25 protein-coding genes and 1 tRNA gene are annotated in these 25,339 nt (G+C 66.1%); 12 read left to right on the plus strand and 14 right to left on the minus strand.

Features of this window, described 5'->3' with window-relative positions:
* Window positions 1–9 precede the first annotated feature (9 nt).
* The 3 genes from Q0Q48_RS12410 to Q0Q48_RS12420 all read right to left on the minus strand — a co-directional run bounded on the left by Q0Q48_RS12410 (window position 10) and on the right by Q0Q48_RS12420 (window position 2,703).
* Window positions 10–417 (minus strand): rhodanese-like domain-containing protein, encoded by a 408-nt coding sequence (locus Q0Q48_RS12410; RefSeq protein WP_295137960.1) that lies wholly within the window; start codon window positions 415–417, stop codon window positions 10–12.
* A 91-nt stretch (window positions 418–508) separates the two neighbouring features.
* Entirely contained in the window at window positions 509–2,557 is a 2,049-nt protein-coding gene (locus Q0Q48_RS12415; protein WP_295137962.1) for an NAD(+) synthase, read from the minus strand.
* 71 nt (window positions 2,558–2,628) lie between these two features.
* Window positions 2,629–2,703, minus strand: a tRNA-Val gene (locus Q0Q48_RS12420).
* 127 nt (window positions 2,704–2,830) lie between these two features.
* Between Q0Q48_RS12420 and Q0Q48_RS12425 the strand changes: the two genes are divergently transcribed.
* The 3 genes from Q0Q48_RS12425 to Q0Q48_RS12435 all read left to right on the plus strand — a co-directional run bounded on the left by Q0Q48_RS12425 (window position 2,831) and on the right by Q0Q48_RS12435 (window position 7,056).
* On the plus strand, window positions 2,831–3,733 hold the full coding sequence (locus tag Q0Q48_RS12425; protein ID WP_295137964.1) for an N-formylglutamate amidohydrolase: 903 nt from the start codon (window positions 2,831–2,833) through the stop codon (window positions 3,731–3,733).
* A gap of 354 nt (window positions 3,734–4,087) precedes the next feature.
* Entirely contained in the window at window positions 4,088–5,587 is a 1,500-nt protein-coding gene (locus tag Q0Q48_RS12430; RefSeq protein WP_295137966.1) for a M81 family metallopeptidase, read from the plus strand.
* 8 nt (window positions 5,588–5,595) lie between these two features.
* Window positions 5,596–7,056, plus strand: a complete 1,461-nt coding sequence (locus Q0Q48_RS12435) for a D-aminoacylase (protein WP_295137968.1) — start codon at window positions 5,596–5,598, stop codon at window positions 7,054–7,056.
* Window positions 7,057–7,109: 53 nt separating this feature from the next.
* Here Q0Q48_RS12435 and dksA read toward each other — a convergent pair whose 3' ends face one another.
* The 4 genes from dksA to Q0Q48_RS12455 all read right to left on the minus strand — a co-directional run bounded on the left by dksA (window position 7,110) and on the right by Q0Q48_RS12455 (window position 9,574).
* On the minus strand, window positions 7,110–7,535 hold the full coding sequence (dksA, locus tag Q0Q48_RS12440) for an RNA polymerase-binding protein DksA (protein WP_295137970.1): 426 nt from the start codon (window positions 7,533–7,535) through the stop codon (window positions 7,110–7,112).
* 191 nt (window positions 7,536–7,726) lie between these two features.
* Window positions 7,727–8,500: a DNA-binding domain-containing protein gene (locus Q0Q48_RS12445; protein ID WP_295137972.1), complete on the minus strand. Its 774-nt coding sequence runs from the start codon at window positions 8,498–8,500 to the stop codon at window positions 7,727–7,729.
* On the minus strand, window positions 8,484–9,323 hold the full coding sequence (locus Q0Q48_RS12450) for a DUF692 domain-containing protein (protein ID WP_295137974.1): 840 nt from the start codon (window positions 9,321–9,323) through the stop codon (window positions 8,484–8,486). The genes Q0Q48_RS12445 and Q0Q48_RS12450 overlap by 17 nt, the downstream gene beginning before the upstream one ends.
* Window positions 9,324–9,325: 2 nt before the next feature.
* Entirely contained in the window at window positions 9,326–9,574 is a 249-nt protein-coding gene (locus Q0Q48_RS12455; RefSeq protein WP_295137976.1) for a DUF2282 domain-containing protein, read from the minus strand.
* Window positions 9,575–9,676: 102 nt separating this feature from the next.
* Between Q0Q48_RS12455 and Q0Q48_RS12460 the strand changes: the two genes are divergently transcribed.
* Window positions 9,677–9,871: a DUF3553 domain-containing protein gene (locus tag Q0Q48_RS12460; protein ID WP_295137978.1), complete on the plus strand. Its 195-nt coding sequence runs from the start codon at window positions 9,677–9,679 to the stop codon at window positions 9,869–9,871.
* Here Q0Q48_RS12460 and mobA read toward each other — a convergent pair.
* Window positions 9,834–10,514 carry a molybdenum cofactor guanylyltransferase MobA gene (gene mobA / locus Q0Q48_RS12465; protein ID WP_295137980.1) on the minus strand — a complete coding sequence of 227 codons (681 nt, stop codon included), beginning with the start codon at window positions 10,512–10,514 and terminating at the stop codon, window positions 9,834–9,836. The two genes, Q0Q48_RS12460 and mobA, sit on opposite strands and share 38 nt — an antisense overlap.
* A 47-nt stretch (window positions 10,515–10,561) precedes the next feature.
* On the opposite strand from mobA, the gene Q0Q48_RS12470 reads away from it, so the two are divergent.
* The gene (locus Q0Q48_RS12470; protein ID WP_295137983.1) at window positions 10,562–11,362 is read left to right on the plus strand and encodes a hypothetical protein; all 801 of its coding nucleotides are present in this window, start codon (window positions 10,562–10,564) and stop codon (window positions 11,360–11,362) included.
* Between the two features lie 6 nt (window positions 11,363–11,368).
* Here the strand turns inward: Q0Q48_RS12470 and pdeM are convergent, their stop codons facing one another.
* Window positions 11,369–12,064, minus strand: coding sequence for a ligase-associated DNA damage response endonuclease PdeM (gene pdeM / locus Q0Q48_RS12475; RefSeq protein WP_295137985.1), 696 nt, complete (start codon window positions 12,062–12,064; stop codon window positions 11,369–11,371).
* A gap of 102 nt (window positions 12,065–12,166) precedes the next feature.
* On the opposite strand from pdeM, the gene Q0Q48_RS12480 reads away from it, so the two are divergent.
* The 6 genes from Q0Q48_RS12480 (at window position 12,167) to Q0Q48_RS12505 (ending at window position 19,288) form a co-directional block, all read left to right on the plus strand.
* Window positions 12,167–12,958: a DUF1849 family protein gene (locus tag Q0Q48_RS12480; RefSeq protein WP_295137987.1), complete on the plus strand. Its 792-nt coding sequence runs from the start codon at window positions 12,167–12,169 to the stop codon at window positions 12,956–12,958.
* 40 nt (window positions 12,959–12,998) lie between these two features.
* A complete protein-coding gene (locus tag Q0Q48_RS12485) occupies window positions 12,999–14,408 on the plus strand; it encodes a deoxyribodipyrimidine photo-lyase (protein ID WP_295137989.1) in 1,410 nt (469 codons plus the stop codon).
* 24 nt (window positions 14,409–14,432) lie between these two features.
* On the plus strand, window positions 14,433–15,794 hold the full coding sequence (locus Q0Q48_RS12490) for an FAD-dependent oxidoreductase (protein WP_295137991.1): 1,362 nt from the start codon (window positions 14,433–14,435) through the stop codon (window positions 15,792–15,794).
* Window positions 15,791–16,564 (plus strand): DUF1365 domain-containing protein, encoded by a 774-nt coding sequence (locus Q0Q48_RS12495; RefSeq protein ID WP_295137993.1) that lies wholly within the window; start codon window positions 15,791–15,793, stop codon window positions 16,562–16,564. The genes Q0Q48_RS12490 and Q0Q48_RS12495 overlap by 4 nt, the downstream gene beginning before the upstream one ends.
* 79 nt (window positions 16,565–16,643) lie before the next feature.
* Window positions 16,644–17,753 carry a cyclopropane-fatty-acyl-phospholipid synthase family protein gene (locus Q0Q48_RS12500; RefSeq protein ID WP_295137995.1) on the plus strand — a complete coding sequence of 370 codons (1,110 nt, stop codon included), beginning with the start codon at window positions 16,644–16,646 and terminating at the stop codon, window positions 17,751–17,753.
* 59 nt (window positions 17,754–17,812) lie between these two features.
* Complete coding sequence (locus Q0Q48_RS12505; RefSeq protein ID WP_295137997.1) at window positions 17,813–19,288, plus strand: MFS transporter; 1,476 nt, start codon at window positions 17,813–17,815, stop codon at window positions 19,286–19,288.
* On the opposite strand, the gene Q0Q48_RS12510 is transcribed toward Q0Q48_RS12505, so the two are convergent.
* From Q0Q48_RS12510 to Q0Q48_RS12530, 5 genes are read right to left on the minus strand one after another with little or no spacing between them, the layout of a single operon-like run.
* Complete coding sequence (locus Q0Q48_RS12510) at window positions 19,285–20,364, minus strand: DUF1501 domain-containing protein (RefSeq protein ID WP_295137999.1); 1,080 nt, start codon at window positions 20,362–20,364, stop codon at window positions 19,285–19,287. The two genes, Q0Q48_RS12505 and Q0Q48_RS12510, sit on opposite strands and share 4 nt — an antisense overlap.
* A 10-nt stretch (window positions 20,365–20,374) precedes the next feature.
* A complete protein-coding gene (locus Q0Q48_RS12515; protein ID WP_295138001.1) occupies window positions 20,375–21,937 on the minus strand; it encodes a DUF1800 domain-containing protein in 1,563 nt (520 codons plus the stop codon).
* A gap of 10 nt (window positions 21,938–21,947) precedes the next feature.
* A complete protein-coding gene (locus Q0Q48_RS12520; RefSeq protein ID WP_295138003.1) occupies window positions 21,948–22,490 on the minus strand; it encodes a Spy/CpxP family protein refolding chaperone in 543 nt (180 codons plus the stop codon).
* Between the two features lies 1 nt (window position 22,491).
* Window positions 22,492–23,040 (minus strand): hypothetical protein, encoded by a 549-nt coding sequence (locus tag Q0Q48_RS12525; protein WP_295138005.1) that lies wholly within the window; start codon window positions 23,038–23,040, stop codon window positions 22,492–22,494.
* 38 nt (window positions 23,041–23,078) lie between these two features.
* Entirely contained in the window at window positions 23,079–23,636 is a 558-nt protein-coding gene (locus Q0Q48_RS12530; protein ID WP_295138006.1) for a sigma-70 family RNA polymerase sigma factor, read from the minus strand.
* A gap of 94 nt (window positions 23,637–23,730) precedes the next feature.
* Here Q0Q48_RS12530 and Q0Q48_RS12535 point away from each other — a divergent pair, with 94 nt between their 5' ends.
* Window positions 23,731–25,287, plus strand: a complete 1,557-nt coding sequence (locus Q0Q48_RS12535; RefSeq protein WP_295138008.1) for a gamma-glutamyltransferase — start codon at window positions 23,731–23,733, stop codon at window positions 25,285–25,287.
* Window positions 25,288–25,339: the final 52 nt, after the last annotated feature.

Raw genomic sequence — 25,339 nt, forward strand, 5'->3', positions numbered from 1 at the left:
GGGCGGCGCCTACTTCTTGGGCTCGACCGTCTCCACCGGACCACCGGCCTTCTTCCAGGCACCAAAGCCGCCCTCGAAATGGGCGACGGGCGTGAGGCCCATGTCCTGCGCCGTCTTGGTCGACAGCGCCGACCGCCAGGCGCCTGCGCAGAAGAACACGAACTTGTTGCCGGTCTGGAAGTAATCCTTGGCGTATGGGCTGTGCGGATCGATCCACATTTCCAGCATGCCGCGCGTCACGTTGATTGCGCCGGGGATCGTCCCGTCGCGCCACAGTTCGCGCGGATCGCGGATATCGATGAAGGTCACGTCCGGCTGGCCGTGCATCTTCATCGCCTCGGCCAGCGACAGCGTCTCGATCTGGCTGTTGGCCTCGTCGACCATCTGCTGGACCGTCTTCTTGATCTCAAGCGGCATCGAACCCTCCTACGCGCTTCCTTCGAGCGTCAGTAGCATTTTGGCTGCTGCACGCAAACGACGGCCGGGCCGCCGCGTGAAATCGCGGCTGCTATTTTTCGCCGACACCCGGGATGGCCTTCATCTCCTCCAGCCAGACGTCGGGGCTGCCATCGGACGGTGCCCGCCAGTCGCCGCGCGGCGACAGCGAGCCGCCGGAAGAGATCTTCGGTCCGTTCGGCACCGCCGAGCGCTTGAACTGGTTAGTGAAGAAGCGGCGCAGGAACAGCGCCAGCCAGCCGCGGATCTCCTCCAGCGTGTAAGCCCGCCGTGTTCCTTCCGGCAGGTTGGCCGGCCAGGCGCCCTTCTCGATGTCGTGCCAGGCATTCCAGGCGAGGAAGGCGATCTTCGACGGCCGGTAGCCGAGCCGCGTCAGGTAGAAGAGATTGAAATCCTGCAGCGAATAGGGACCCACGAAGCTCTCGGTTGCCTGCACCACGCCCTTCTCGCCGGCCGGAATGAGCTCCGGCGAGATCTCGGTGTTCAGGATGTCGAGCAGGATCTCCGCCGTGTCCTTGCTCACGTCGCCCGACGCCGCGACGAAGCGGATCAGGTGCTGGATCAGCGTCTTGGAGACCGAGCCGTTCGGATTGTAGTGGGACATGTGATCGCCCACGCCGTAGGTGCACCAGCCGAGGCCGAGTTCAGAGAGATCGCCCGTGCCGACGACCATGCCGCGCTGCTGGTTGGCCAGCCGGAACAGATAGTCGGTACGCAGGCCGGCCTGCACGTTCTCGAAAGTGATGTCGTAGACCTTCTCGCCCTTGCCGAACGGATGGCCGATGTCGGCCAGCATCTGGGTCGCGGCCGGCTTGATGTCGATCTCGGCCGCGGTGACGCCCAGGGCCTTCATCAGCCGCCAGGCATTGCTGTAAGTCTTGTCCGAGGTGCCGAAGCCCGGCATCGTGTAGGCGAAGACGTTTTTGCGGCTGAGCCCGAGCTGATCCATCGCCCGGCAGGTGACGATCAGCGCATGCGTCGAATCGAGGCCGCCCGACACGCCGATGACGGCATTCTCGGTGCGGCTCGACCGCAGGCGCTGCGCCAGCCCCTGGACCTGGATGTTGTAGGCTTCGTAGCAATTGTCGCGAAGCTTGGCGGGATCCGACGGCACGTAGGGGAAGCGCTCGATGGCGCGGTCCAGCGCGACGCTGTCCTTTGGCGGATCGAACGCGAACGGCAGCGTCCGGAAGCGCTCGATCCTCCCCTTTTCCTGCAGCGCGCAATCGGCGAAGCCGTTGTAGCGCAGGCGCTCCTGCCGGATGCGGCCGACATCGACGTCGGCCTGGATCATCGTAGACTCCTTCTCGAAGCGCGACGACTCGACGAGCTGGTCCCCCAGCTCATAGATGGCGGCGTGTCCGTCCCAGGCGAGATCGGTCGTCGACTCGCCCGGTCCCGACGCCGAATAGGCGTAGGCGGCGACCGCCCGCATGGACTGGCTGCCGCACAGCAGACGCCGCGCCTCGGCCTTGCCGATCGTGATGTTGCTGGCCGACAGGTTCACCAGAAGCTCGGCGCCCGCCAGCGCGGCGTGGCTCGAGGGCGGGATCGGCACCCAGACATCCTCACAGATCTCGACATGGAAGGTGAGATCGATGCCACTTGCCTTGAACAGGAGATCGGTGCCGAAAGGCACGATCTGTCCGGCCAGTTCGAACTCCTGGCAGATCACGTTGGCGCCGGAGATGAAGTGCCGCTTCTCGTAGAACTCGCGATAGTTCGGCAGGTAGGTCTTGGGAACGACGCCCAGCACCTTGCCGCGATGGACGACGATGGCGGTGTTGTAGAGGCGGCTCGATATCCTGAGCGGCGCGCCGACGATCAGCACCGGGAAGAGCTCGCGCGACGCCTCGACCACCTTGGCGATCGACCGCTCGACCTCGTCGAGCAGCGCGTCCTGCAGCAACAGGTCCTCGATGGCATATGAGGACAGGCCCAGTTCGGGGAAAACCATCACGGCCGCCCGCGCCGCGTCGCCCTGGGCCGCAAGCTTCAGCGTCTCGGCGAGATTGTAGGCCGCATCGGCCACGCGGGTGCGCGGCACGCAGCAGGCCACGCGCACGAACTCATGGGAATAGAGCGAGAAGAAATCGGACATCGGGACTCCAGCCATTCCCTACTGGTGCCTCGTCGTACGTTTCCAATCAAGGTCTGCTGGAAGGAAGGCGATGGTGGGCGCGACAGGGATCGAACCTGTGGCCACTGCCATGTCAAGACAGTGCTCTACCGCTGAGCTACGCGCCCATCACCTGCTGTCGCCGGGGTCCGAAAACCAACCGGTAACGCGGAAGCCCGGTCGTCTACATTGCCGCAAACGGATTGGCAAGAGCGCGCACGTGACGCGCCCCCTCTCAGCCGCTATGAGCATGGGATGGATTTTCTTCCGGTCCTGTCCGACCACGAGGCCCTGGATTGCCGGCTGCCGGCGCACCAGACGGTTCCGGTGGTCGTGGCCTCGCCGCATAGCGGCTCGATCTATCCCGCAGCCTTTCTCGAGCAGGCCGCCGTTCCGCTCGCGGCCTTGCGCCGGGCGGAGGACGCCTTCGTCGACGAGCTTTTTGCCGCCGCCCCGTCGCTCGGCATGCCGTTGCTGGCCGCCCGCTTTCCCCGCTCCTACGTCGACGCCAACCGCGAGCCCTACGAGCTCGATCCGGGCATGTTCGAGGGCCCGCTTCCGCGGCCGCTGAACCATCGCACCACCCGGGTGGCCGCCGGTCTTGGCATGATCCCGCGGGTCGCGGCCAGCGGCGAGGCGATCTACCGCGGCCGTGTCCCCTCCGACATGATCGAGCACCGGCTGGAAACCTGCTGGAGACCCTATCACCAGACCCTGTCCCAGCTGATCGAGCATACCTACAGCACGTTCGGCGGGGCGCTGCTGATCGATGCCCATTCAATGCCCTCCTCGGCCTCCACCCTGGGTTCGCGGGATCGAGACCAGCGGGTCGACATCGTCCTGGGCGACAATCACGGTGAAGCCTGCGCGCCGGAATTTACCGCCGCCGCCGAGCGATGGTTCCGCGCACGCGGCCTGCGCGTTCTACGCAACCAGCCCTATGCAGGTGGCTTCACGACCCAGCGCTACGGTCGGCCGGCGCTGGCGCGCCATACGCTCCAGATCGAGATCAATCGGGCGCTCTACATGGATGAAGCCCGGCACGAGAGGCTCCCGGTCGCAGGCGTCCTCACCCGCGTGATCACCGGCCTGCTCGAGGAGATGGGCCAGCAGGCCCACGAAATCCTACAGTCCCGGCGGCCCCTGGCCGCCGAGTAGCGCCGCCCGACAGTTGCCCGCCCTGCCGTTCGGGCAAAAAAAGGGGCCGTGACAAGCACGGCCCGAGTTTAGGGAGGAAACGCCCAAGACGGGCATACAGCAAACAAAGAGGCTACCGAGGTAGCGTTTGCTGCCCGCTAAGAATGGTGCACCTGCGAAGAGAATGCAAGAGCGAAAAAGAGCCCTGAATTCACATATTTAGCGTTCGTTGATGTCTGACATCGGGTGTGTTGTTTTTGCAACGCACAAGAATAGTGCGATGCAGCTATGCATCGATCGCATTGCTTCAGCAAACGCGCGGGGACGCTATTTCTGTAGGATGTTCAAAGACTTAAGCCCCGGATGGAGGGATTGTTGGCCAAGAAGTTCGTAGTCGCGATGATGATGCACGAGACCAATACGTTCTCGCCGCTGCCCACCCCCATCGAATCCTTTGCCCGGGCAGGCTCGCTGAGCGGCCCGGTTGCCATCCAGGAAGCCGAGGGCACCAATACCTCCCTGGGCGGGTTCATCGAGGTGGCCCGCAAGGCCGGGGCCGAGTTCACCGTTCCAATGGCCGCCTCTGCCCACCCCTCCGGCCTGGTCACCAAGGCCGCCTACGAGCAGATGACCACTGCCATCGTGGACGAAGTGAAGAAGGGCTGCGACGCGGTCCTGCTGGCCCTGCACGGTGCCATGGTCGCCGAACACTACGATGACGGCGAAGGCGAGTTGCTCAATCGCATCCGCCGGATCGCCCCCGACGTTCCGATCGCCGTGGCGCTCGATTTCCACACCCAGATGACCGACGCCATGGTCAACGGCGCCACCATCATGACGGGCTACCGCACCTACCCCCATATCGACATGGCCGACACGGCCCGCCGGGCCGGCCGCACACTGATCCGCACCCTGGCCGGCGAGGTCGAGCCGAAGATGGTCTGGGGCAACCGCCCGATCATGAGCAGCTCGCTGGTCCACACCCCGTCGCGCGAGCCGATGAAGACGCTGATGGGCATGGCCAACCAGGCCGAGGATACCGGCGAGGTCCTGAACGCCTCCGTGTTCGGCGGCTTCCCGCAGGCCGACATCCCCCACCTCGCCCTCTCCTCCGTCATCGTCTGCGACAAGCGTACGGCCGAGGGTCAGATCCTGCTCAACCGCATCCTCGACACGGCGTGGGAGAAGCGCGAGGGCTTCCTGTTCCATCCCGAGCCGCTCTCGGTCCAGGTCGGGCGCGCCAAGGGCTACACCGACTATCCCGTCGTCATGGCCGATCACGGCGACAACACCGCCTCGGGCGGCACGCAGGACGTGATGAGCGTCATCGAGGAAGCCATGAAGCAGGAACTCGACGACGCCTGCGCCGGCCCGATCTGCGACCCCGCCTGTGTCGAGCAGATGATCAAGGCCGGCGTCGGCGCCGAAGTGACGCTCGAGCTGGGCGGCAAGATCGACATGCCGGCGATGGGCCTGAAGGGCAAGCCCCTCAAGGTCACCGGCAAGGTGAAGGCCATCACCGACGGGCAGTTCACCGTGACCGGCCCGATGGCCACCGGCACCACGGTGCGCATGGGCCGCACTGCCGTGCTCGACACCGGCAAGATGCAGATCGTCGTATCGGAGAAGCGCGCCGAGCCCTACGACCTCGGCGTCTTCACCCATTGCGGCATCGATCCGCGGCGCAAGAAGTACGTGCTCATCAAATCGCGCCAGCATTTCCGTGCCGGCTTCGAGCCGATCGCCAAGCACATCGTGATGTGCGACGGTGACGGCTGCACCGCCTCCGACCTCAAGCTGTTCAAATACGAGCGGGTCAAGCGCCCGCTCTACCCGTTCGACCTCGACATGCGGCTCGGCCGCAACGAAGCCTAGGAGCCCCCATGGCCACTTACGATATCGTCATCCGCAACGGCCAGGTGGCCGACGGAACAGGCAAAAAACTCTTCGCCGCCGACGTGGCGGTGAAGGGCGACCGCATCGCCGCCGTCGAGGCGCCGGGCACGCTGCGCGGCGACAACGAGATCGACGCTGCAGGCAAGGTCGTGGCGCCGGGCTTCATCGACGTGCACACGCACGATGACACCGCGCTGATCGACAACCCGGCCATGGCGATGAAGGCGAGCCAGGGCGTCACGACCGTGGTGTGCGGCAACTGCGGCGTCTCAGCTGCGCCATACGTCCGGCCCGACGTCGGCCACTGGATGTCGCTGATCATCAAGAAGAAGGAAAACCTGTCGAAGGACTTCGCGTCCTTTGCGGCCAAGGTCGATGCGGCGAAGCCCGCCATCAACGGCGCCTTCCTGATCGGCCACGGCACCCTGCGCATCAACTCTATGGGCGACGACCTCAACCGGGTCGCCACGGGCGCCGAGATCAAGCAGATGCGCGAACTGCTCGACCAGAGCCTCGAACAGGGCGCGATCGGCATGTCGAGCGGCCTGTTCTATGCGGTGTCCAGCCACGCCTCGACCGACGAGGTCGCGGAAGTGGCCGCGCCGCTCGGGCGCTGGGGCGGCGTCTACACCGCCCACATGCGCGACGAGGGCGACCATATCCTGAAGGCGATGGACGAGACGTTCGAGATCGGCCGCCGCGTCGGCGCCGAGATCATCGTCTCGCACCACAAGTGTTCGGGCCGCTCCAATTTCGGGCGCATGAAGGAGACGCTGCCGCATTTCAATGAGGCAATGAAGAAGCAGCAGATCTCCTTCGACGTCTATCCCTATGTCGCAGGCTCCACGATCCTGCGCAGCGACATGCTGGAACGCGCCGACAAGGTCCTCATCACCTGGTCCGACAAGGTGCCGGGCATGAGCGGCCGCGACCTCAAGGAGATCGCCGAGGAGATGGGCTGCTCGATGAAGGAGGCGGCCGACCGGATCCAGCCGGCCGGCGCCATCTACTTCATGATGGACGAGAAGGACGTGCAGGCCGCGATGTCCCATCCGGGCGCCATGATCGGCTCGGACGGCATCCCGTTCGACGCTCATCCGCACCCGCGCCTGTGGGGCACCTTCCCCCGGGTGCTCGGCCACTATTCGCGCGACCTCGGCCTGTTCCCGCTCGAGGACGCGGTGCGGCGCATGACGTCCTATTCGGCGCAGCGCTTCCATCTGGCCAAGCGCGGCGAGGTGAAGCCCGGCTTCTATGCCGATCTCTGCATCTTCGATCCGGCGACGGTGATCGACACGGCCACGTTCGAAAAGCCGATCTCGCCGGCCAAGGGCATCGACACGGTGATCTGCAACGGCGCCTTCGCGTGGCGCGACGGCAAGCCGGGCGGCGGCCAGGCCGGCCGCGCTCTCAACCGCCAGGCCATGCAGGCCGAAGCGAGGGCCTGAAGGTCCCGACGAATGCCAAAGAAAAGGCCCGCGAAAGCGGGCCTTTTTGCTGGTCAGTCGTTGCCTTCGTCGCGGCGGGTGCGCTCCATTCGCTCGTGGCGCTCCTGCGCCTCGACCGACAGGGTCGCGATCGGCCGGGCCTCGAGACGCTTCAGCGAGATCGGCTCGCCGGTCTCCTCGCAATAGCCGTAGGTGCCTTCCTCGATCGACTTGATCGCCTGGTCGATCTTGGAGATCAGCTTGCGGAAACGATCCCTCGTCCGCAACTCCAGCGAGCGGTCGGTCTCGGCGGTTGCGCGATCAGCGAGATCGGGCTGCGCCAGGCTCTCTTCCTGCATGTTCTGGAGCGTCTGATTGGACTCTTCGATCAGCTCGTCCTTCCACTTCAGCAGCTTCTGCCGGAAGTACTCCTGCTGCATCGGGTTCATGAAAGCTTCACGTTCTGACGGCCGATAATTCTGCGGCAACGTAATCGACATCGTCGGCAACTCCACTCGCAGCGTCGATGGTCCGCGCGGGGAAGGCGGACCCTTTTCGAAGCGCGCGGAGTATAGGGACGAGCCCCAGCGGAGCAAGAAGGTTTCAGCACCGGCCGCTGATTCAGCCGTGCACCGCAACAATGACAGAGACTGTCATAAATCCTCAAAAATGCGGGCTTTTTGCCCTGGGCTCAGCAATCTTGTTGCAACGCAGCAAATGCCTGCAAAGCGAGCAGCCGCGCCACGCTTGTCGAGAGGTCGAAAGCCGGTTCGGTCGCAAACGCGGCCTGGGCGCCCTCCTCCAGCGTCTTGCCGTCGTCGAGCGCCTCCACGAAGGCCGCCTCGGCCGGGGACAGGGTAGCGAAGGCCGCATCGTCGGCACGGCGCAGCACGATCACCGCAACGCCGCCTTCATCCAGCGACACCCGTCCTGTCGCCGTCCCGGGCCGGGACGCATGCCAGATCCTGTCGATCGGATAGGCCGACCGGACAAGAGTCGAGCCGGCGGCGAGGGAGACCCTCGAAGCCAGCAGGCCTTCGGGTGGCAGGTCGGCGAGGTCGGACACAGACAGCCGGGAGTGCCAGGGCGCATGAAACGCCAGATTCAGAGCCCAATCGAGCCGTGCCATATCGGCCAGGTAGGGCAGCGAAGCGGCCGGCCCGTACCCGGCAACGAAGGCCGGGAAGGCCTCGCCATATTCGGCCAGCACCGGTTGCCGCGGCAGGTCCGCCGCCGCGAGCTCCCTGGCCATGATCCGGAAAAAGTCTTCCCCGACGATCGCCTGGACCGTCGAGTAGGTGGCGGCAAGGGCCGTCGCGAGACTCTCCGCCACGTGATGGCGATGGACCCGTAGACGCGCTGCGGCGGTGATCGAATCGCCAACGACGGCCTCTGCCAGGTCAGGCCGGTCCTCGCCCCCCAGCTGGGCGGCAAAAGCCGCCTGCAGATCACGCAGCGCGAGCATCCGCCTTCGTCTCGCTTCGGAGCGACCGCGCCGCCCTGCTCGACTCGTCGAGCAGGACGTCGAGCGGCGGCAGGTCCGTGTCCCATTCGACCAGGGTCGGGCGTGGCCCATACCGCCGCACGATCCGCTCGAACAGGGTCCACACACCCTCCCCGACCCGGCTCCCGTGATCGTCGATCAGGATCGGCTCGCCATCGGCGTCGTTCACCGCGTGGCCAGCAAGATGGTATTCGCCGATCGCCGACGCCGGCAGGTCCCGGAGCCACGCTCCGGGATCCAGCCGCAGATTGTGCGCCGTGACGACGATATTGTTGGCGTCGAGCAGCAGGCCGCAGCCGGTCCGGCGGGCGAGTTCGGCCAGGAACTCGGGTTCGCAAAGTGTCGAATAGGCGAACGCCAGGTAGCAGGACGGATTTTCGACAAGCACCTGCCGGCCCAGACGGTCCTGCAGCCGGTCGACATTGCGCGCGACCACTTGCAGTGCCTCTTCCGTATAGGGCAGTGGCAGCAGGTCGTTGAAGTAGCGGCCACCGGCCACGCTCCAGGAAAGATGCTCGGAGACGAGCGTCGGCTGGAGACGATCGACCAGTGCCGCCACACGATCCAGATGCGCGTCGTCGAGGCCGTCGACGGACCCGAGCGACAGGCCGACCGCGTGAACGGAGAACTCGTAGTCCCGGCGCAGGAGCTCGACGGTTCCCAGTGCCGGAGAGTGCGCCAGATAGTTCTCGGCGTGAATCTCGAGAAAGCCGGTCGCCGGACGGTCGCGCGCGATTTCCGCGAGATGCGGCGAGCGCAGGCCGATGCCGGCAACCGGATCCATGCTCAGCCGGGCGTGAGCTTGCCGCCGACGATCTTCTCGCAGGCGCCCTTGGGCACCGACACCCAAGCGTCGGCCTGCGCATCCTTCTTCGATGTACCGGCACACGACGACTTCGCCGTCTGGCAGTCGTTCTTGCCGGCCTTCGCGATGCCGTAGCATTTTTCCATGTTACCCTGCGCCTGGCTGGTGGCCGCCGGCAGCACGAGCGCGGCGGCGAGAGCTGAGGCGATGGCGACGCGGGTGCTGTTCATTGTGTCCTCCATGACATGATGAAACCCAGTCTATACTGCAGATTGAGGCAGCAGGGCGTCAGGCGCCCGATAACGTACCCACATCGGCGGAGTAACGGAAACTTGTTCGACAAGCCCGGCAACGGACTGCTTAGCCCCGGCGACTTCGTGCGTCATCCCGGCCGCCCGGACTGGGGCCTGGGTCAGATCCAGTCGATGATCGACCATCGCATCACCGTCAATTTCGAGAATGCCGGCAAGGTCGTCATCGACGGCAACGTCATCGAACTCGCTCCAGGCGACGCATCGCCTCGCTGAGCTCGGCCGGCGTATTGACGTTCAGAAACGGCGCGGCGTTGCCCGGCCACACGAGTTCCTCGAAGGCATAGCGCTGGGCGAAGGTCTCGACCCGGCGCATCCCTTCCTCGAGGATGGCGCGGCGGAGATCGGCGGCAAGCTTCACCGACCAGATGGCGAGCGTATGCTCACGCCGCTTGCCGTGACGAACCATCAGGACGTCGGGCTCGGGAACATGCATCAGTCCACACAGCCGGACGGTGAGATCGAGCGGCAGGAACGGCACGTCGGCCGGCGCCGTCAGGATCCAGCCGCTATGGGGATGATGCGCCAGCGCCCATTCCATCCCGGCCAGGATGCCGGCCAGAGGCCCGAGTCGCCGTCCCTCGCGCCGGGCCATCTCCTGGATATCCGGCGGATCGGCGATCACCGGCACGCCGAGTGCGCGAAATTCCGGCGCCGGATCATTGGCGACGATCACGAGGTCCATGACCTGCGGCCGCAGCCTGTCCACGACATGCGCCACCATGGGCCGACCTGCGAGCAGGCGCAGCGGTTTCAGCGCGCCCGGTCCCATGCGTCGCCCCTCGCCGCCCGCCAACACAACGCCGACCACAGCCCCGCTGCGAACGGGTCCGAAATTTTGCAACGCTTTCGCCGTCATGGTGGCACTATGCGACGACGATGAAATCAAGCAAGGGGGAGGCTCCAATGACGTTCAGCATCGCCAAGGCGGCCACATGGCTGCATCAGGTCGACAAGGCCCGTGCCGTGGTCGGATGGTGGCCGGAACGGTTCGCAACGGACGACGAACGCCTCGCCTACAAGGTCCAGGACGCCTTCCTCAAGAAGCAGGTCGTCAAGCAGGGCCCGCTGGTCGGCTACAAGATCGCGCTGACCTCGCCGCAGATCCTGGCGCAGACCGGCCTGAAGGGGCCCGCCTACGGGCCGATCCGCAAGAAACGCGTATTCGAGCACAAGGCGACGGTCCGCGCCGATCGCTGGACACGACTGGGCGCCGAACTCGAGATCATCCTGATCGTGAATGCCGACGTCCCGGCGCCCAAGGGCAAGCCCTACGACCGCGACTCGATCGCGCAATATGTCGGCGAGGCGCGCGCCGGTTTCGAGCTGATCGAGGACCGCGGCGCCGACTACAGCCGACTTGCGGTCAATCCGCTGATCATGGATGCCGGCTGGAACGGTGGCTCGCTGCTGGCGAAACCCAACAAGAACTGGGCGAAACTCGATCTCGGCAATCTGCACGGCTCGGTTTCCTTCGACGGCAAGGTCGTGCGCGAGGGCCACTCGGGAGATGTGCTGGGTCACTGCTACAATGCGCTGGCGTGGCTTGCGAACAAGCTCGGCGACCATGGCAAGCGCCTGAAGAAGGGCATGATCGTCTCGTCGGGCAGCATGGTGGCCTGCCAGTTCGTGCCGCCGGGCAGCACCGCAACCGGCAGGATCGAGGGCCTGGGCGAAGTGACGCTGAAGTACGAGCTGCCGAAGTAGAGCCGGCTATCTGAAGGTCGCGTCAGGCCGGAGCTGCCGCCACGACAGGCGGCGCACCGTTTCCTTCCCGACGACGAGCGCGTCGTAGTCGTCGGGAAAGAGCTGTGCGATCGCAGGGTCGAGCGCGTTGAGGCCACCGGCATAGGCACCGAACGCCGGGAGGATGAGACGCCTCCCGTCGGTGAGGAAGCAACGCCGCCGCAAGCCGCGCCCTCGCACCGTGAGGGCCGCCACCGGATGATAGTGGCCCGAGACCTCGCCGTCGGCCGGTCCGAACAGCGCCTCGTGCCGGAACACCAATGGCCCCGCCTTGATCTCTTCCGCGACCTCTCCCCAGCCGGACGGCGGCGGTGTGGGGTCGTGATTGCCGGCGATCCACACGAAGCGCGTCCGGGACGTCAGCCGTTCGATCTCCCGCCGCTCCTCGTCCGGCATGCGCTCGATGGCCGCACGATCGTGAAAGGAGTCGCCCAGGCAAACGACCGTGCGCGGTTGCACGGCTTCGATCAGCGCCGCCAGCATGCCCACGGTTTGGCGCGTGTCGTAGCGCGGCAGCAGTTTGCGAGCGCCGACCGCATAGGACGAGCCCTTCTCCAGATGAAGATCGGCCACTGCCAGCAGCCGCTCCGCCGGCCAGTGCAATGCGCCCATCGGCAGCGCTTCGAGCGGCTCTCCCGCACAGATGAACTCGAGCCGGTTCATGTCCTCTTGCGGTCGAAGCCCCGCCGGAATCCTGCCACGATCCCTCGCCATTCCATACGAAGCACGATTGACCCGATACCGGCCTGTGCGCAAGGTGGCGTGATGCAGCGTCTTGTGTGTTTCGTCCTCATGGCGTTCCTCGGCGGACCGCAGCTTGCGTTCGCGCAGATGCAGCCACATCGCGCAGAGTACGTGCTGCGACTGGGCGCCGCCGCCAATGCGCCTCGGATCGGCACGGCGATCCACGATCTCTCCCAGGATTGCGCCGGCTGGCACCTCAAGCGCGACATCACGTCCGAGATCGCGCTGACCGCCTCCTGGAAGATGAGCCTGTCCTCCAAGCTCGACGCCCAGGAGCCGCGCAGCGGCAACAGCCTGCGCTACCAGACCACGCAGGTTCAGAACGGCAACAAGCGCGAGACCACGGGCCGCGTCCAGCGCGCCAAGGGCGAGTTGCGCGCCGAGATCGCGACGGCAGGAGCGCAGCCCTCGCAGTTCTTCCTGCCCTTCGCCACACTGATGCCGGTAGCGGCGATCGACCATCTCACCGAACGGCTCCGCGCCAATGCCGTCTCGTTTCCCGCCCTGATGTTCGACCCCGAGGTCATGGGGGACGGTTTCCTGATCGATGTGACGCAGCTGGAGGATGGCCGCCTGCGGGCGTCCCGTCCGACGGACAAGCCTGTCGCCACGCCCAAGGGGAAGTCCTGGCCGGTATCCATGAGCTTCACCCGCGGTCGCGACCAGGCTCAGCGCCCCCTCTTCTCGGTGACGGCGCAGGTCTTCGAGAATGGCGTCCTCGACCGGCTGACCGTCGATACCGGGCTGCTCACCGTCACCGCGGATCTCCAGAGCCTGGAGATGCGGCCGGCGCCCAACTGCCCCCGCTCCTGACCTAGCTCGCGGCGATCATCCATTCGTTCGTCATGTGCGTATGTCGCACATGTCGGTTTCGATCGTCTGGTTCCGCAATGACCTTCGCCTCTCGGACAATCCCGCGCTCACCAGGGCGCTGGAGGCCGGCAGAGCCGTCGTGCCGGTGTTCGTGCTGGACGAAGAAACCCAGGGCCTGCGACGGCTCGGCGGCGCTGCGCGCTGGTGGCTGCACCATAGCCTGTCCGCACTCGACGCATCGCTGCGCCGGCTCGGATCCCGCTTGGTCCTGCGCCGCGGGCCGGCCGAGAAGGTCCTCACCGAGCTCGCGGCCGAATGCGGCGCCGAGGCAGTCTTCTGGAACCGGACTTACGACCAAGCGTCGCGCGACCGCGACGGGCGCCTGAAGAAGTCGCTTTCCGGCCGGGGCATGGCGGCCGAAAGCTTCAAGGCCAACCTGCTCTTCGAGCCCTGGGAGGTGACGACGCAGAGCGGCGACGCCTTCAAGGTGTTCACGCCTTTCTGGCGTGCCTGCCGCGCGCTGCCGGCACTTGCAGCCCAGCTGCCTTCGCCGAAGAGCCTGAGCGCTCCAAAGTCGTGGCCGGTTGGCGAACCGCTCGCCTCATGGCGGCTGCTGCCCACCACGCCCGATTGGGCTGGCGGAATTCGCGCCGCCTGGACGCCGGGCGAGGACGGCGCCAGGCAGCGTCTCGCGAATTTCCTCGACGAGGCTCTCGAGGACTATCGCGAGGCGCGCGACCGTCCGGCGGTGGAGGGCACGTCCCGCCTGTCTCCCCATCTCGCCTTCGGCGAGGTGTCCCCTCGTCAGATCTGGCAGGCCGCAATGACCCGAGGCGCCTCGGCAGCAACCGAGAAGTTTCTCTCGGAAGTCGGCTGGCGTGAGTTCGCCTACCATCTGATCTTCCACAACGGCGATCTGGCGGAGCGAAACTTCCGGCGCGAGTTCGATGCGTTCCCCTGGGCCGATCCGGGAACAGCCCTCGGCGTCTGGCAACGCGGCCGGACGGGCTATCCCATCGTCGATGCGGGGATGCGCGAGCTCTGGGCGACCGGCTGGATGCACAATCGCGTGCGCATGATCACGGCATCCTTCCTGACCAAGGATCTGCTGATCGACTGGCGCCGGGGCGAACGTTGGTTCTGGGACACGCTCGTCGACGCCGACCTCGCGAACAACGCGACCGGCTGGCAATGGGTCGCCGGCTGCGGCGCCGATGCCGCCCCCTACTTCCGGGTGTTCAACCCCGTGCTGCAGGGCGAGAAGTTCGATCCCGAAGGCGACTATGTGCGACGTTGGGTGCCCGAACTCGCCCATCTGCCCAACGATTCGCTCCACCGTCCATGGACGGCCAGCGTGCCGGCCGATGTCTATCCGGCGCGGATCGTCGAGCACGGCGCCGCCCGGGACCGGGCGCTGGCCGCCTTCCAAACCATCAAGAAATCAGCGTAGAAGCATCCAGGGGAGCCTTCGAAAATGAAAATCGCCGTCATCGGCGCCGGTGTGTCCGGTCTCGGAGCCGCCTGGCTTCTCAGCCGCAGCCACGACGTGGTCGTGTACGAGCGCGAGAACCGTTTCGGCGGACACTCCTGCACCGTCGAAGCGCCAACGAAGCAGGGCCGCCGGCCGGTCGACGTCGGCTTCATCGTGTTCAACGAGCGCAACTATCCCAATCTCGTCGCGCTCTTCGATCACCTCGGTGTGCCGACCGAGCCGTCGGACATGTCATTCGCCGTAAGCCTCGACAAGGGCGGGTTCGAGTATGCCAGCTCCTTCGCCGGCTACTTCGCCCAGCGCAGCAACCTCGCCCGCCCCTCCTTCCTGCGCATGACCCACGACATCCTGCGCTTCAATCGTCTTGCGCCCCAGCTTCTCGAAAAGGCCGAGGATCTCGACTTCACGATCGGGGACTTCATCGACCAAAGCGGCTTCGGCGCCGCCTTCCGCGACCGCTATCTCGTGCCGATGGCGGCCTGCATCTGGTCGACCCCGCCCGGACGCATGCTCGACTATCCGGCGCAGACCTTCGCGCGCTTCTTCAACAATCACGGACTCCTGACGATCGGTCCGCAACTGCAGTGGCGTACGGTGAGCGGCGGAAGCCGCTCCTATGTCGAGCGGATCGTGGCACCGCTGCGCGCCCGTGCACGGCTGGCGACGCCCGCCACCGCGGTCCGGCGTGCCGGCGAAAGCGTGGAAGTGCGCGACGCCGGCGGACACTGGGATCGCTTCGACCGGATCGTGATGGCTTGCCATGCCGACGAGGCGCTTCGCCTGCTGACCGATGCAGACGACCAGGAGCGCAGCCTGCTCGGCCGCTTCGCCTACTCCTCCAACGAAGTCTGGCTGCACGGCGACGAGAGCCTGATGCCGAGGCGCCGCAACGTGTGGGCAAGCTGGAACTATGTGGCCGACACAGGCAGCCGCGACAGCCATGTCAGCGTCACTTACTGGATGAACCGCCTGCAGAACCTCCCCGATGGCACGCCACTCTTCGTGTCGGTGAATCCCGGCCGCGCGCCCACAGCGGCCTACTCACGCTTCTCCTTCGAGCATCCGATGTACGACGCAGCAGCCATCCGCGCCCAGCGCGAACTGCATCGCATCCAGGGCGTCCGAGGCACCTATTTCTGCGGCAGCTACTGCGGCTACGGTTTCCACGAGGATGCGCTCTCGGCCGGCCTCGACGTTGCGGAGCAGCTCGGCGTCCACCGCCCCTGGGCGCGGCCGGACGAGCACCGCCGGATCGGCGATCCGCCGCGCGTGGTGGCCGACCGCCCGGCCATACCGCCGCTGCCGATTCCCGTCGCGGCGCGGGTCGCCACGGAAACGACGTGAGCAGCGCCTCCCCTCATTCGATCGTCAACGCCTCCGTCGTCCACCGGCGGCTCAGGCCGCGCGAGAACGCGTTTCGGTACAAGGTCGGTTATCTCTGCCTCGACCTCGATTCGCTGGAAGGCGCCGCCGGCCGCTGGCTGAAGGTCGACCGCCGCGGCGCCGTTTGCTTCCGGCGTGCCGACCATGGCCCGCGCGACGGCTCCGATCTGAAGGTCTGGCTGAAGGACATCCTGCGGCAGCAGGGAGTTGCCGATGTCTGCGACGGCGAGGTCGTGCTGATGACCATGCCGCGCATGCTGGGCTACGTGTTCAATCCTGTGAGCTTCTGGTTCTGCCGCGACCGCAGCGGAACCCTCCGGGCCGTCCTCTGCGAGGTCAACAACACGTTCGGCGAGAGCCATTGCTATCTGGTCCACCACGACGACCGCACGCCGATCGAGCCCGACCAGTGGCTGGAAGGCCGCAAGGTCTTCCACGTCTCCCCGTTCCTGCCGATCGAGGGCGGCTATCGCTTCCGCTTTCGCCTCGACGACGAGCGCGCGCATGTCGACGTGAATTTCCATGACGCCCGGGGACTGATGCTCGCCACCTCGGTGGGCGGCCGTCGCGAACCGCTGGAAGACCGCGGCATATTGCGGCGCTTCCTCGCGAACCCGACCATGACGCTGGCCGTCGTGATCCGGATCCACTGGCAGGCCTTGCATCTGTGGCGGAAGCGGGCGAGATTTTACACTAAGCCAGCACCGCCGTCGGAGCTCGTGACCCGCTGACTTCACTTCGGACCGCATGCCCCTCGCCGCCCGGTTTGTCCTGAAATCCCTGGAACGTCTGTCCGTCGGTTGCCTAACCGTGCGACTGCCCGACGGTAACGTGCGTGTCTTCGGCATGGCCGGCGGTACCCCGCACGCCGAGATCGATGTCCGGAACTGGCGTTTCTTCCGGAAGGTCCTTCTCGATGGCGACATGGGATTCGCGGAAGCCTACATGGAGGGCTTCTGCGATTCGCCCGACCTGCCCCGCTTGATCGGCCTCCTGCTGGCCAACGAAAAGGCGCTGGGCAAGATCACCCGGACGAATTTCTTTCACGGGCTGCTGCTGAAGTTCCTGCATCGGCGCCATGAGAACACCCGCGAGGGATCCAGGAAGAACATCCATGCCCACTACGACCTGGGCAACGAATTCTACGGCCTGTGGCTCGATCCCTCGATGACCTACTCCGCGGCCCTGTACGCAGGTCAGGAGAGCACCCCCCTCGAGGCGGCCCAGACCGCTAAGTACGAGCGCATCCTGTCGCAGCTTGGCGCCCGCCAGGGCGACACCATCCTCGAGATCGGCTGCGGCTGGGGTGGTTTCGCCGAAGTCGCCGCCCGCCGCGGCATGCGGGTCACCGGCGTCACCATCTCCCGGGAGCAGCTCGATTATGCGCGCGCCCGGCTGCAACGGGCGGGGCTGGCCGACAGCGTCGACCTGCAGTTCCGAGATTATCGCGACATCGAGGGCCGCTTCGACCATATCGTTTCGATCGAGATGATCGAGGCCGTCGGCGAACGCTATTGGCCCGACTATTTCGCGACACTGAAGCGCCATGTGGTACCCGGCGGATCGGCCATTGTGCAGGCCATTGTGATCGCCGACGATTTCTTCGAGCGCTACCGCAAACACCCGGACTTCATCCAGACCTACGTGTTCCCCGGCGGCATGCTCCTGTCTCCCGCCACCCTGCGCGAGCAGTGCAGGCAGGCAGGCCTCAAGGTGGCCGAGCTCTACAGTTTCGGACTGGATTATGCGCGGACCCTGGAAACGTGGCTCGGCCGTTTCGACCGGGTGGCCGACCAGGTCGGGCGTCTGGGCTTCGACGAGCGTTTCCGCCGCATGTGGCGCTATTACCTAGCCTATTGTGCCGCAGGCTTCTCGACGCGCCGCACGGACGTTTTGCAGGCACACTTCAGGCATATATAACTTTCGGCAATCAAGAGGCCGCCAGTCAAAGGTGAGCCGAACAGGAAGGCAAAACACGCGTGCATGCGCCCAAGTCCGGCCTCGGCTCGACGACGTCCATAAGGCTGCGTTTCGACCGTCTCGTCGCCTACTCCACCAATCAGCTGCCGCTCAACATGGCGGCCCTGCCGGTGGTGCTGAACGTCAGCCATTTCTATGGTGAAATTCTGAAGGTGCCGCTCGGCATCATGGGGCTGATCTTCATCACCACCCGCGTGATCGACGCGGTGCAGGATCCGGTTATCGGCCTGATCAGCGACAGGTTCACCCATCGCGGCCCGCGCGGGCGCCTCACCTTCGTGGCCCTGATGCTGCCGCTACTGATCGGCGGTTTCTACATGCTGTTCCACCCGCCGGCGTCGCTTTTCGTCCAGCCGGCGCTGCTGGCCACCTGGCTGTTCGTCGCCCTGTTCGTGGTCCATCTCGGCTACGCCGGCGTCTCGATCAGCTATCATGCCCATGGCGCGGAACTGACCGACGACTACAACGAACGAACGAGGGTCACGGTCGGCCGGGAAGTCTTCGGCCTGCTCGGAATGACCCTGGCGGTCGTGCTGCCGACATACCTGACGGCGCAGTTCGGCGAGCATACCGGCTATGTCTACATGGGGTTGTTCTTCATCCCCATCGCCTTGGTGTTTGCAATGCCGACGCTGCTCTGGTCGCCCCCCTCCGTGCATCCGCCTGTCGTGCGCGAGAATCCCGAGATCCATGTCCGCTATTTCCGCGACTGGCTGACCAGCATGATGCCGTGGCTCGCCCGGCCGACACGGAACATGGAACGAAGCTTTACGATCAGGACCCTGATCCCGTTCTTCGCTCCGCTGAAGAATCGGCTGTTCCGCCGCCTGCTGCTGGTGTTCATCGTCAACGGCGCGGCGCTGGGCGTCGCGGTGTCGGTGATGCTCTTCTACGTCGAGCATGTGCTGAAGGGCAGCAAGCTGCAGGCCGGCATCATCCTGCTGGTCTATTTCGGCGCCGCCGCCGCCAGCGTCCCCCTCTGGCTGATGCTGTCGCGGCGCCTCAGCAAGACCGCCGCCTGGTTCGTCGCCATGGTGTTGACGGCCGCAGCCATGTCGCTCGCCGTGTTCCTCGGCGCCGGCGACTTCATCTGGTTCATGCCCATCGCCATTGTCACCGGCCTCGGCATCGGCGCCGACTACGGCCTGCCGCCATCGGTCCTCGCCGACATCATCAACTCCGACGAAGGCAAGGACACGAAGGGTGACACCGGCGCCTATTTCGGCCTGTGGGCGCTCTCGACCAAGCTTGCGACGGCGATCGGTGCGGCGGGTTCGCTGCCGGTGGCGGCCCTGCTGGGCTTCAACCCCTCGATGGGCCTCTACAGCGGGACGGCGCTGGTCTTCGTCTATATCGCCATCCCGGTGGTCATCAAGATCATCGCCGCGGTGCTCATCTGGTACATCCGCATCGAGGCCGACCGCGGCTCGGTGCGTGACGAGATCCTGGGACGCCGTCGCGCGCCCCTGGGTTAGGTCAGGAAGCCCAGCCTTTGCGGCTGGCGAAGGCCGAAATCGCAGGACTGGCCCCAGCAGCCCCGGGCCAGTGTGGCGAAGACGTTGCGGAAGTCGACCGTGTGCCTGAGGTCGCCGTCCGGGAGATCCGACAGCGACGGATAGGCGCCGTAGAGACCTCCCTTCACCTCGCCGCCCATGACGAATTGGGGGGCTGACGTGCCGTGGTCGGTGCCGCCGCTGGCGTTCTGCTTCGCGCGCCGGCCGAACTCCGAATAGGTCACCACCACCACGTCCTTCCAGAGGTTCGCGGCGATCAGATTCCGACGCAGGATCGCGAGGTTGGACGCCAGCGATGCCAGCAGGCGCTCATGCGCGGGCATCTGGTTCGCATGCGTGTCGAAACCGCCCAGCGCCACCTTGATGGCCACGACCGGCACCCTGGCGGAGAGAACCCGTGTCGCAAGGTCGAGCTGCCGGCCGAGCAGCAATTCCTGCGGATAGGCCTCGGTCGGCGGCGGGGCATCCCGCAGCCGGTCGCGCAGGCCGGCCGCCGCGGCGTTGATCTCCTGCCGCACAGCCAGCAGGTGACCCAGCGCCGGATTGCCGACATCGGCCATCGCCGATGCCCTACCGATGGCATTGGCCTGGCGCAGGAAGTTCTCGGCATCCTGCATCACGATGGTGCGCAGCGACGGGCCGGTCGATGGCAGCGCGTTGGTGTCGGCCACGATGCAGTCGACGCCAACACCCCCGGCGAGCTTCGTGCCCTTGAAGGCCTGGGCGACCCAGCCTTCGCTCAGCGTCTGAGACGAGGCCGACGCAGTGTCCCAGATCTCGATCGATCGGAAATGCGAACGGTTGGGATAGGGATAGCCGACACCCTGCACGATCGCGAGGTCGCCTGCCTTCCACGCGTCCATCAGGGGAGCGAGCTTCTCATGCAGGCCAACCTTCTCGTCGAGCTGCACGACCCTTTCGCGGGGCACGCCGATGCCGGCACGCAGTTCCCGATATTCCGGATCGGCATAGGGCACGACCGTATTCAGCCCGTCATTGCCGCCCTTCAGTTCGACCAGCAGGAGAATACGGCCCATCGCCCCCTCCTCACTTCAACTGGTAGGTCGTATCGAGCAGCGCCGATGCCACCACGGCTCCCGCCGTCCCATTGGCATCCGCCCCGTCGATCGGTTGGAGCGGCAGCAGCGTGCGCACCAGCATGGCACTGTCGACACCGGCCAGGGTCGAACCCAGCCGTACCTCGGCGCCGGCATTGCGCAGGCTGCGGCCTTCGACAGGACGCGGCGGGTCCATCATCTGCAGGGCCTCGGCGGCAGGAAGTTGCTCGCGGCGGTCGGCCCTGCGGTTGGGTCGGTCGGCCATCCGCATGCCGCCGTCCATCGGCGCCACCGTGGTCGCTTCGATCATGCGCCGCAGGAACTGCTGGCGCAGCAGCAGCGTGTAGGTCGAGATCCAGCTTTCGCCGCCGGCCCAGCCCTTCACGTTCGGCGGATCGAACGGCACCTGCCCCAGCCCCTGCAGCATGCGGACCAGGCCCGTCTTCTCCGGCACCGGCAGGCCGAGCACATGGACGGTCCCGACAATCAGGTCGACCGGCGACTTGATCAGGGCGCCGCGATTCGCGGGATCGCGGAAGGCTGCGGACAGGAAGAGTGCCCGCATCAGCGGCTTGATCTCGTAGCCGCCCTGGCGGAACCCGGCCGCCAGGCGCGTCACCTCAGCGGGATCGGGCTTCAGCGATACGAATTCACGCCACAGTTTCTCCACGATCATCTCGGCCGTACGCGGATGGGCGAGCAGGATCGTCAGAATCTCGTCGCCTCCGAAGCGGCCGGACTTGCCGAGGAAGGTCTTCTGGCCATCGTCGTGCCGGCCGGGATGCTCGACGAACTGTCCGGACTCGCGGTCGACGCTCCAGCCGGTGAAGGCACGGGCCGCCGCCTTGATGTCCGCTTCGCCATACTGCCCCTCGCCCAGGGCGAAGAGCTCGAGCAGCTCGCGGGCGAAATTCTCATTCGGCTGGCTTGCGACCGATCCGCTGCCGTCGAGATAGATCAGCATTGCCGGATCGCGCGCGACGGCCCGCAGCAGGCTCGCGTAGTTGCCCAGCGCCTCGCGCCTGAACAGGGCGTTCTGGCGAAACAGGGCCGACGGATAACGCACCTTCATCAGCGAGGAGGTGAAGTGGCCGTGCCAGAACAGGGTCATGCGCTCGACCAGCGGCTGGTCGGTCGCGATCATCTCCTCGATCCACCAGTTCTTCAGCTCCCGGCCCTGATCCCGGACCGGCAGCCTGACTTCCAGCTTCTTGCCGTCGACGCCCGCCTTGCGCTGGGCATCGGCGGCCTTCTGAAGCCGTTGCAGTTCGGCCGGTCCCATGCCGATCCAGTCGGGTGCAGGCGTCATCGCTTCCCGCCGGGGAGCGGCCAGCAGGCGGTCGACGGCAACGGTATAGTCGACCGCTTCGAGGTTGCGGATCTCGGCGGGCGTCGCACCAAACGACGTGCGCGACAGGAGATGCCGCGCATCGTCGAAGCCCATCGCTGATGCCGCCTGCGCCGGCACGACTGACCAAAGACCGCTGGACAGGCCAGCGGACAGCACCGCGGCGCCTCCCACGAAACGGCGACGACCAAGGCGTGTGCTCATGACAGGCCTCCTATTGCGGTGGGCGCGGCGGACCTCCAGCCGGCGGACGAGGTGGCGGTGGCGGCGCGACGCGGTCGACGAGCAGCTTCTGCAGACGTTCGCGCTGGCCGGGCCGCAAACTTGGCTCGAGCTGGATCAACGTGTGCAGCGTCTCCTTCTGCTGCTCGGCGCGTAACTGGCTCACCTGATCGACGAGTGCGTCTATTTTCGCCATGTCGAGGGGCGCGCGGGAAATTTCCACGCCTGTTTGCTCGCGCAGACGTGCAATCGCCTGCAGGCGCTCGCGTCGCTCTTTCGCATATTGATCGAACAGGTCCTGCATGACCTTGCGTTGCTCGGCATCGAGATCGAGATCGCGCGCCACCATCTCCACGGGATTGAGGCGCGGGCCGCCCGGTTGCCCCGGCAGACCGGGCGAACCGTGCGGCGGGGGCGGCATCCGGTGCATGTCGAACGGCGGGGCGATCCAGCTGCGGTAGACGAATCCCGCCAGGACGAACGTGTTCAACAGCAGCGAGAGGCCGAGCAGGGCCTGGATCAGGCGCGAGGTCATGTCAGATGCCGTCGCCCGCGAAGAACTCGCTGACCTCATTGGAGGTCGTTGTCGTCGTGCTGGCGGTCCCTGTGGCCGGATAGCCCTCGCGTTGCTGGGCAAGCGATTCGCCCAACCCGCCGCCGACCATGAATCCGCCGGTCGCGATCACCAGGACCGCCACCGCCATCACCCCCTGCTGAAGCGCATGGCGCGGACCGGCGAAGGGGGCCCGCCCCGAGAACCATCTTCCGAACAGGCCGCCGCCCCCCACGCGCTCGGTCTCAAATCCCACCAGGGCGCGAGCCCGAACGACCATCCGCTGCGGCGCGGCCGGCAGGGTCTTGCCCAGAATATCGGCAAGGTCGAGCGCCGCCCGACGCAGCGTCGGGTCCGCCGCCAAAGCTGCTTCGATCGGGGCGGCCGCCTCCTCCGAGAGGCGGCCTTCGAGCCAGGCGGCAAGGTCCATTTCGCTCACCGCGGCAGGGGCGGAGACACGCGCGACGGGGAGCTGGATGGCGAGGCTCCGCCACAGCTCCTTGTCGCTCCTCGGGATCCGCTGGGTGTTCATGGGTCGCTCCTGCTCACACTACGCCAAAACATCGCGGTTCATCCCCCACCGCCGGTTTCTTCTTCCCGGAAATGCGCACGCAGCCTCTGCAGGGCCTTGTGGTGGGTGCTTCGGATGGTTTGCGCATCGACGGACAGCAGCCGTGCAACTTCAAGGACGTCACGCTCCTCATCGTAAAGATACTTCAGGATCAGGACCTGCCGGGCCGTCAGGAGGCCGTCGGGGATCCTGAGCTTCTCCACATGGCGATCCTCGACACCCAGAAAGGCCTCCGGCACGTCATCGATCGGCTCGGTGGACTGGCGCCGGCGCCGCAGATGGTCGATGGCGCAGGATCGAGAGACGACGGACAGCCAGGTCGGCAGGCCGGCGCGGGCGGGATCGTAGGTTTTCAACAGCCTGAAATCCTGGGCGCACAGCCGGACGAAAACGTCCTGGGCGGCATCCAGGACGTCGTCCTCGCTCAGCCGGTAGGGAGCGAGGGTCCGGCGCACGACGGCATTGATCAACGGCGCAGCAGCAACGACGAACGCATCCCACGTGCGTTTGTGGCCTCTGGTGAGCGCCCGCAGATCGATCTGGTTCAGTTCAGCCACGCCACGATCTTTCTGCCGGTCCGCCCTGCAGTTTAACAGGCTTTGTGGCCAAATGAGGCCCCGCTAAAGTCTTCCCAGCATTTGAGGAGCATCGATGAGCGAGTCGCTGACACGGCAACTGAAATTCACCAAGCATGCGGTTCGCGGCAAAGGTGTGGTCGTCGCCCAGAACGTGAAGGCGGCCGAAGTCGGCGCGTCGATCCTGCGCAACGGCGGCAACGCCATCGACGCGGCCGTCGCCACGGGCATGGCGATCGGCGCCCTCGAGCCCTGGATGAGCGGCATCGGCGGCGTCGGGTTCATGACCATCTGGAGCGCCAAGGAACGCCGCGCCTGGACGGTCGACTACGGTCCCGTCTCCGCCAAGAAGCTCGATCCGTCGGTCTACGAGATCGTCGGCCCCGGCCCCGCCAATCCCTTCGCCTGGCCCGACATCAAGGAGCAGCGGAACGAGGTCGGCTACCACTCGATCGCCGTGCCCGGCATGGTCGCAGGCCTCGCCAAGGCGCTGGAGCGCTTCGGCACGGTCGCCTGGAAGGACGTGCTCCAGCCCGGCGTCGAGATCGCCCAGCGCGGCATGGAACTCGACTGGTACATGCAGGTGATGATCGCCAACGGCGCGAAGCATCTCGAGAAGTTCCCGGCCTCCAAGGCCAATTATCTGTGCGACGATGGCCGCGTACCGGCCAGCGACTGGGCCGGCACCCGCCGTTACATCAAGCTCGGCAACCTCGGCGAGACCATGCGCCGGCTCGCCGAAGGCGGCCCGCGCGAATACTACGAGGGTAGCCTCGCTCGCGACATCGTCGCCGACCTGCAGGCCGGCGGTTCGAAGATCTCCTACGAGGATCTCGCGGGCTACGAAGCCAGGATCGTCGATCCCCTCGCCTTCGAGCATAACGGAGTGACCATCAACGTCGCGGGCGGCCTCACCGCCGGCCCGACCCTGCGCCGCGCCATCGAGCTCGCGGGCGCCGCGACCAGGGGCCAGGGGGCTCCCGGCGCCGAGTTCTTCGCCGCCATCGCCGAGGGCATGCACAAGGCCTACGACGAGCGGCTGAAGACGCTGGGCGACAAGCCGACCGACACCTGCACCACGCATTTCTGTGCCGCCGACTCCGAAGGCAACATGGTCGCGCTGACCCAGACCCTGATGAGCCTGTTCGGCTCCTGCGTGATGCTGCCCAAAACCGGCATCACCATGAACAACGGCATGCTGTGGTTCGATCCCGAGCCCAACCGGCCCAACTCGATCGCCCCGGGCAAGAAGCCGCTTTGCAACATCTGCCCGGTCGTCGTCGTCAAGGACGGCCAGCCCTGGTTCTGCATCGGTGCCTCGGGCGGACGGCGAATCGTGCCAGCCGTCTCCCAGCTCTCGCTGATGATGATCGACCGCGGCATGGACGTGGAAGCGGCCTTCCACCAGCCTCGCGTCGACATTTCCGGCGTCGGCCCGATCCGGGTGAACCGTGACCTGCCCGACGAGGTGAAGAAGGCGATTGCGGCCAAGCTGCCGATGGTCGAGGTCGACAATCCGGTCTCGCCGCTGGGCTTCGCCAATCCGTCCTGCATCGTGCGCGATCTCAAGACGGGCGAACTCACCGGCATGAACGAGATCATGTCGCCATGGGCAGGCGGCGCCGCGCAGTAGTCCGGCCCCGCTCCAGCGCGCCCCTCGCGTCCGGCAGCTCCATTTGCTGCCG

This window comes from uncultured Reyranella sp., from assembly GCF_945957355.1.
In the GTDB taxonomy this organism is placed as follows: Bacteria; Pseudomonadota; Alphaproteobacteria; order Reyranellales; family Reyranellaceae; genus Reyranella.

Bases quoted from the DNA above. Each gene is read 5' to 3' on its own strand.
- Q0Q48_RS12410 (WP_295137960.1), bottom strand. From the start codon at position 417: ATGCCGCTTGAGATCAAGAAGACGGTCCAGCAGATGGTCGACGAGGCC.
- Q0Q48_RS12415 (WP_295137962.1), bottom strand. From the start codon at position 2,557: ATGTCCGATTTCTTCTCGCTCTATTCCCATGAGTTCGTGCGCGTGGCC.
- Q0Q48_RS12425 (WP_295137964.1), top strand. From the start codon at position 2,831: ATGGATTTTCTTCCGGTCCTGTCCGACCACGAGGCCCTGGATTGCCGG.
- Q0Q48_RS12435 (WP_295137968.1), top strand. From the start codon at position 5,596: ATGGCCACTTACGATATCGTCATCCGCAACGGCCAGGTGGCCGACGGA.
- dksA (WP_295137970.1), bottom strand. From the start codon at position 7,535: ATGTCGATTACGTTGCCGCAGAATTATCGGCCGTCAGAACGTGAAGCT.
- Q0Q48_RS12445 (WP_295137972.1), bottom strand. From the start codon at position 8,500: ATGCTCGCGCTGCGTGATCTGCAGGCGGCTTTTGCCGCCCAGCTGGGG.
- Q0Q48_RS12450 (WP_295137974.1), bottom strand. From the start codon at position 9,323: ATGGATCCGGTTGCCGGCATCGGCCTGCGCTCGCCGCATCTCGCGGAA.
- Q0Q48_RS12455 (WP_295137976.1), bottom strand. From the start codon at position 9,574: ATGAACAGCACCCGCGTCGCCATCGCCTCAGCTCTCGCCGCCGCGCTC.
- mobA (WP_295137980.1), bottom strand. From the start codon at position 10,514: ATGACGGCGAAAGCGTTGCAAAATTTCGGACCCGTTCGCAGCGGGGCT.
- Q0Q48_RS12470 (WP_295137983.1), top strand. From the start codon at position 10,562: ATGACGTTCAGCATCGCCAAGGCGGCCACATGGCTGCATCAGGTCGAC.
- pdeM (WP_295137985.1), bottom strand. From the start codon at position 12,064: ATGAACCGGCTCGAGTTCATCTGTGCGGGAGAGCCGCTCGAAGCGCTG.
- Q0Q48_RS12480 (WP_295137987.1), top strand. From the start codon at position 12,167: ATGCAGCGTCTTGTGTGTTTCGTCCTCATGGCGTTCCTCGGCGGACCG.
- Q0Q48_RS12485 (WP_295137989.1), top strand. From the start codon at position 12,999: ATGTCGCACATGTCGGTTTCGATCGTCTGGTTCCGCAATGACCTTCGC.
- Q0Q48_RS12490 (WP_295137991.1), top strand. From the start codon at position 14,433: ATGAAAATCGCCGTCATCGGCGCCGGTGTGTCCGGTCTCGGAGCCGCC.
- Q0Q48_RS12510 (WP_295137999.1), bottom strand. From the start codon at position 20,364: ATGGGCCGTATTCTCCTGCTGGTCGAACTGAAGGGCGGCAATGACGGG.
- Q0Q48_RS12515 (WP_295138001.1), bottom strand. From the start codon at position 21,937: ATGAGCACACGCCTTGGTCGTCGCCGTTTCGTGGGAGGCGCCGCGGTG.
- Q0Q48_RS12520 (WP_295138003.1), bottom strand. From the start codon at position 22,490: ATGACCTCGCGCCTGATCCAGGCCCTGCTCGGCCTCTCGCTGCTGTTG.
- Q0Q48_RS12525 (WP_295138005.1), bottom strand. From the start codon at position 23,040: ATGAACACCCAGCGGATCCCGAGGAGCGACAAGGAGCTGTGGCGGAGC.
- Q0Q48_RS12535 (WP_295138008.1), top strand. From the start codon at position 23,731: ATGAGCGAGTCGCTGACACGGCAACTGAAATTCACCAAGCATGCGGTT.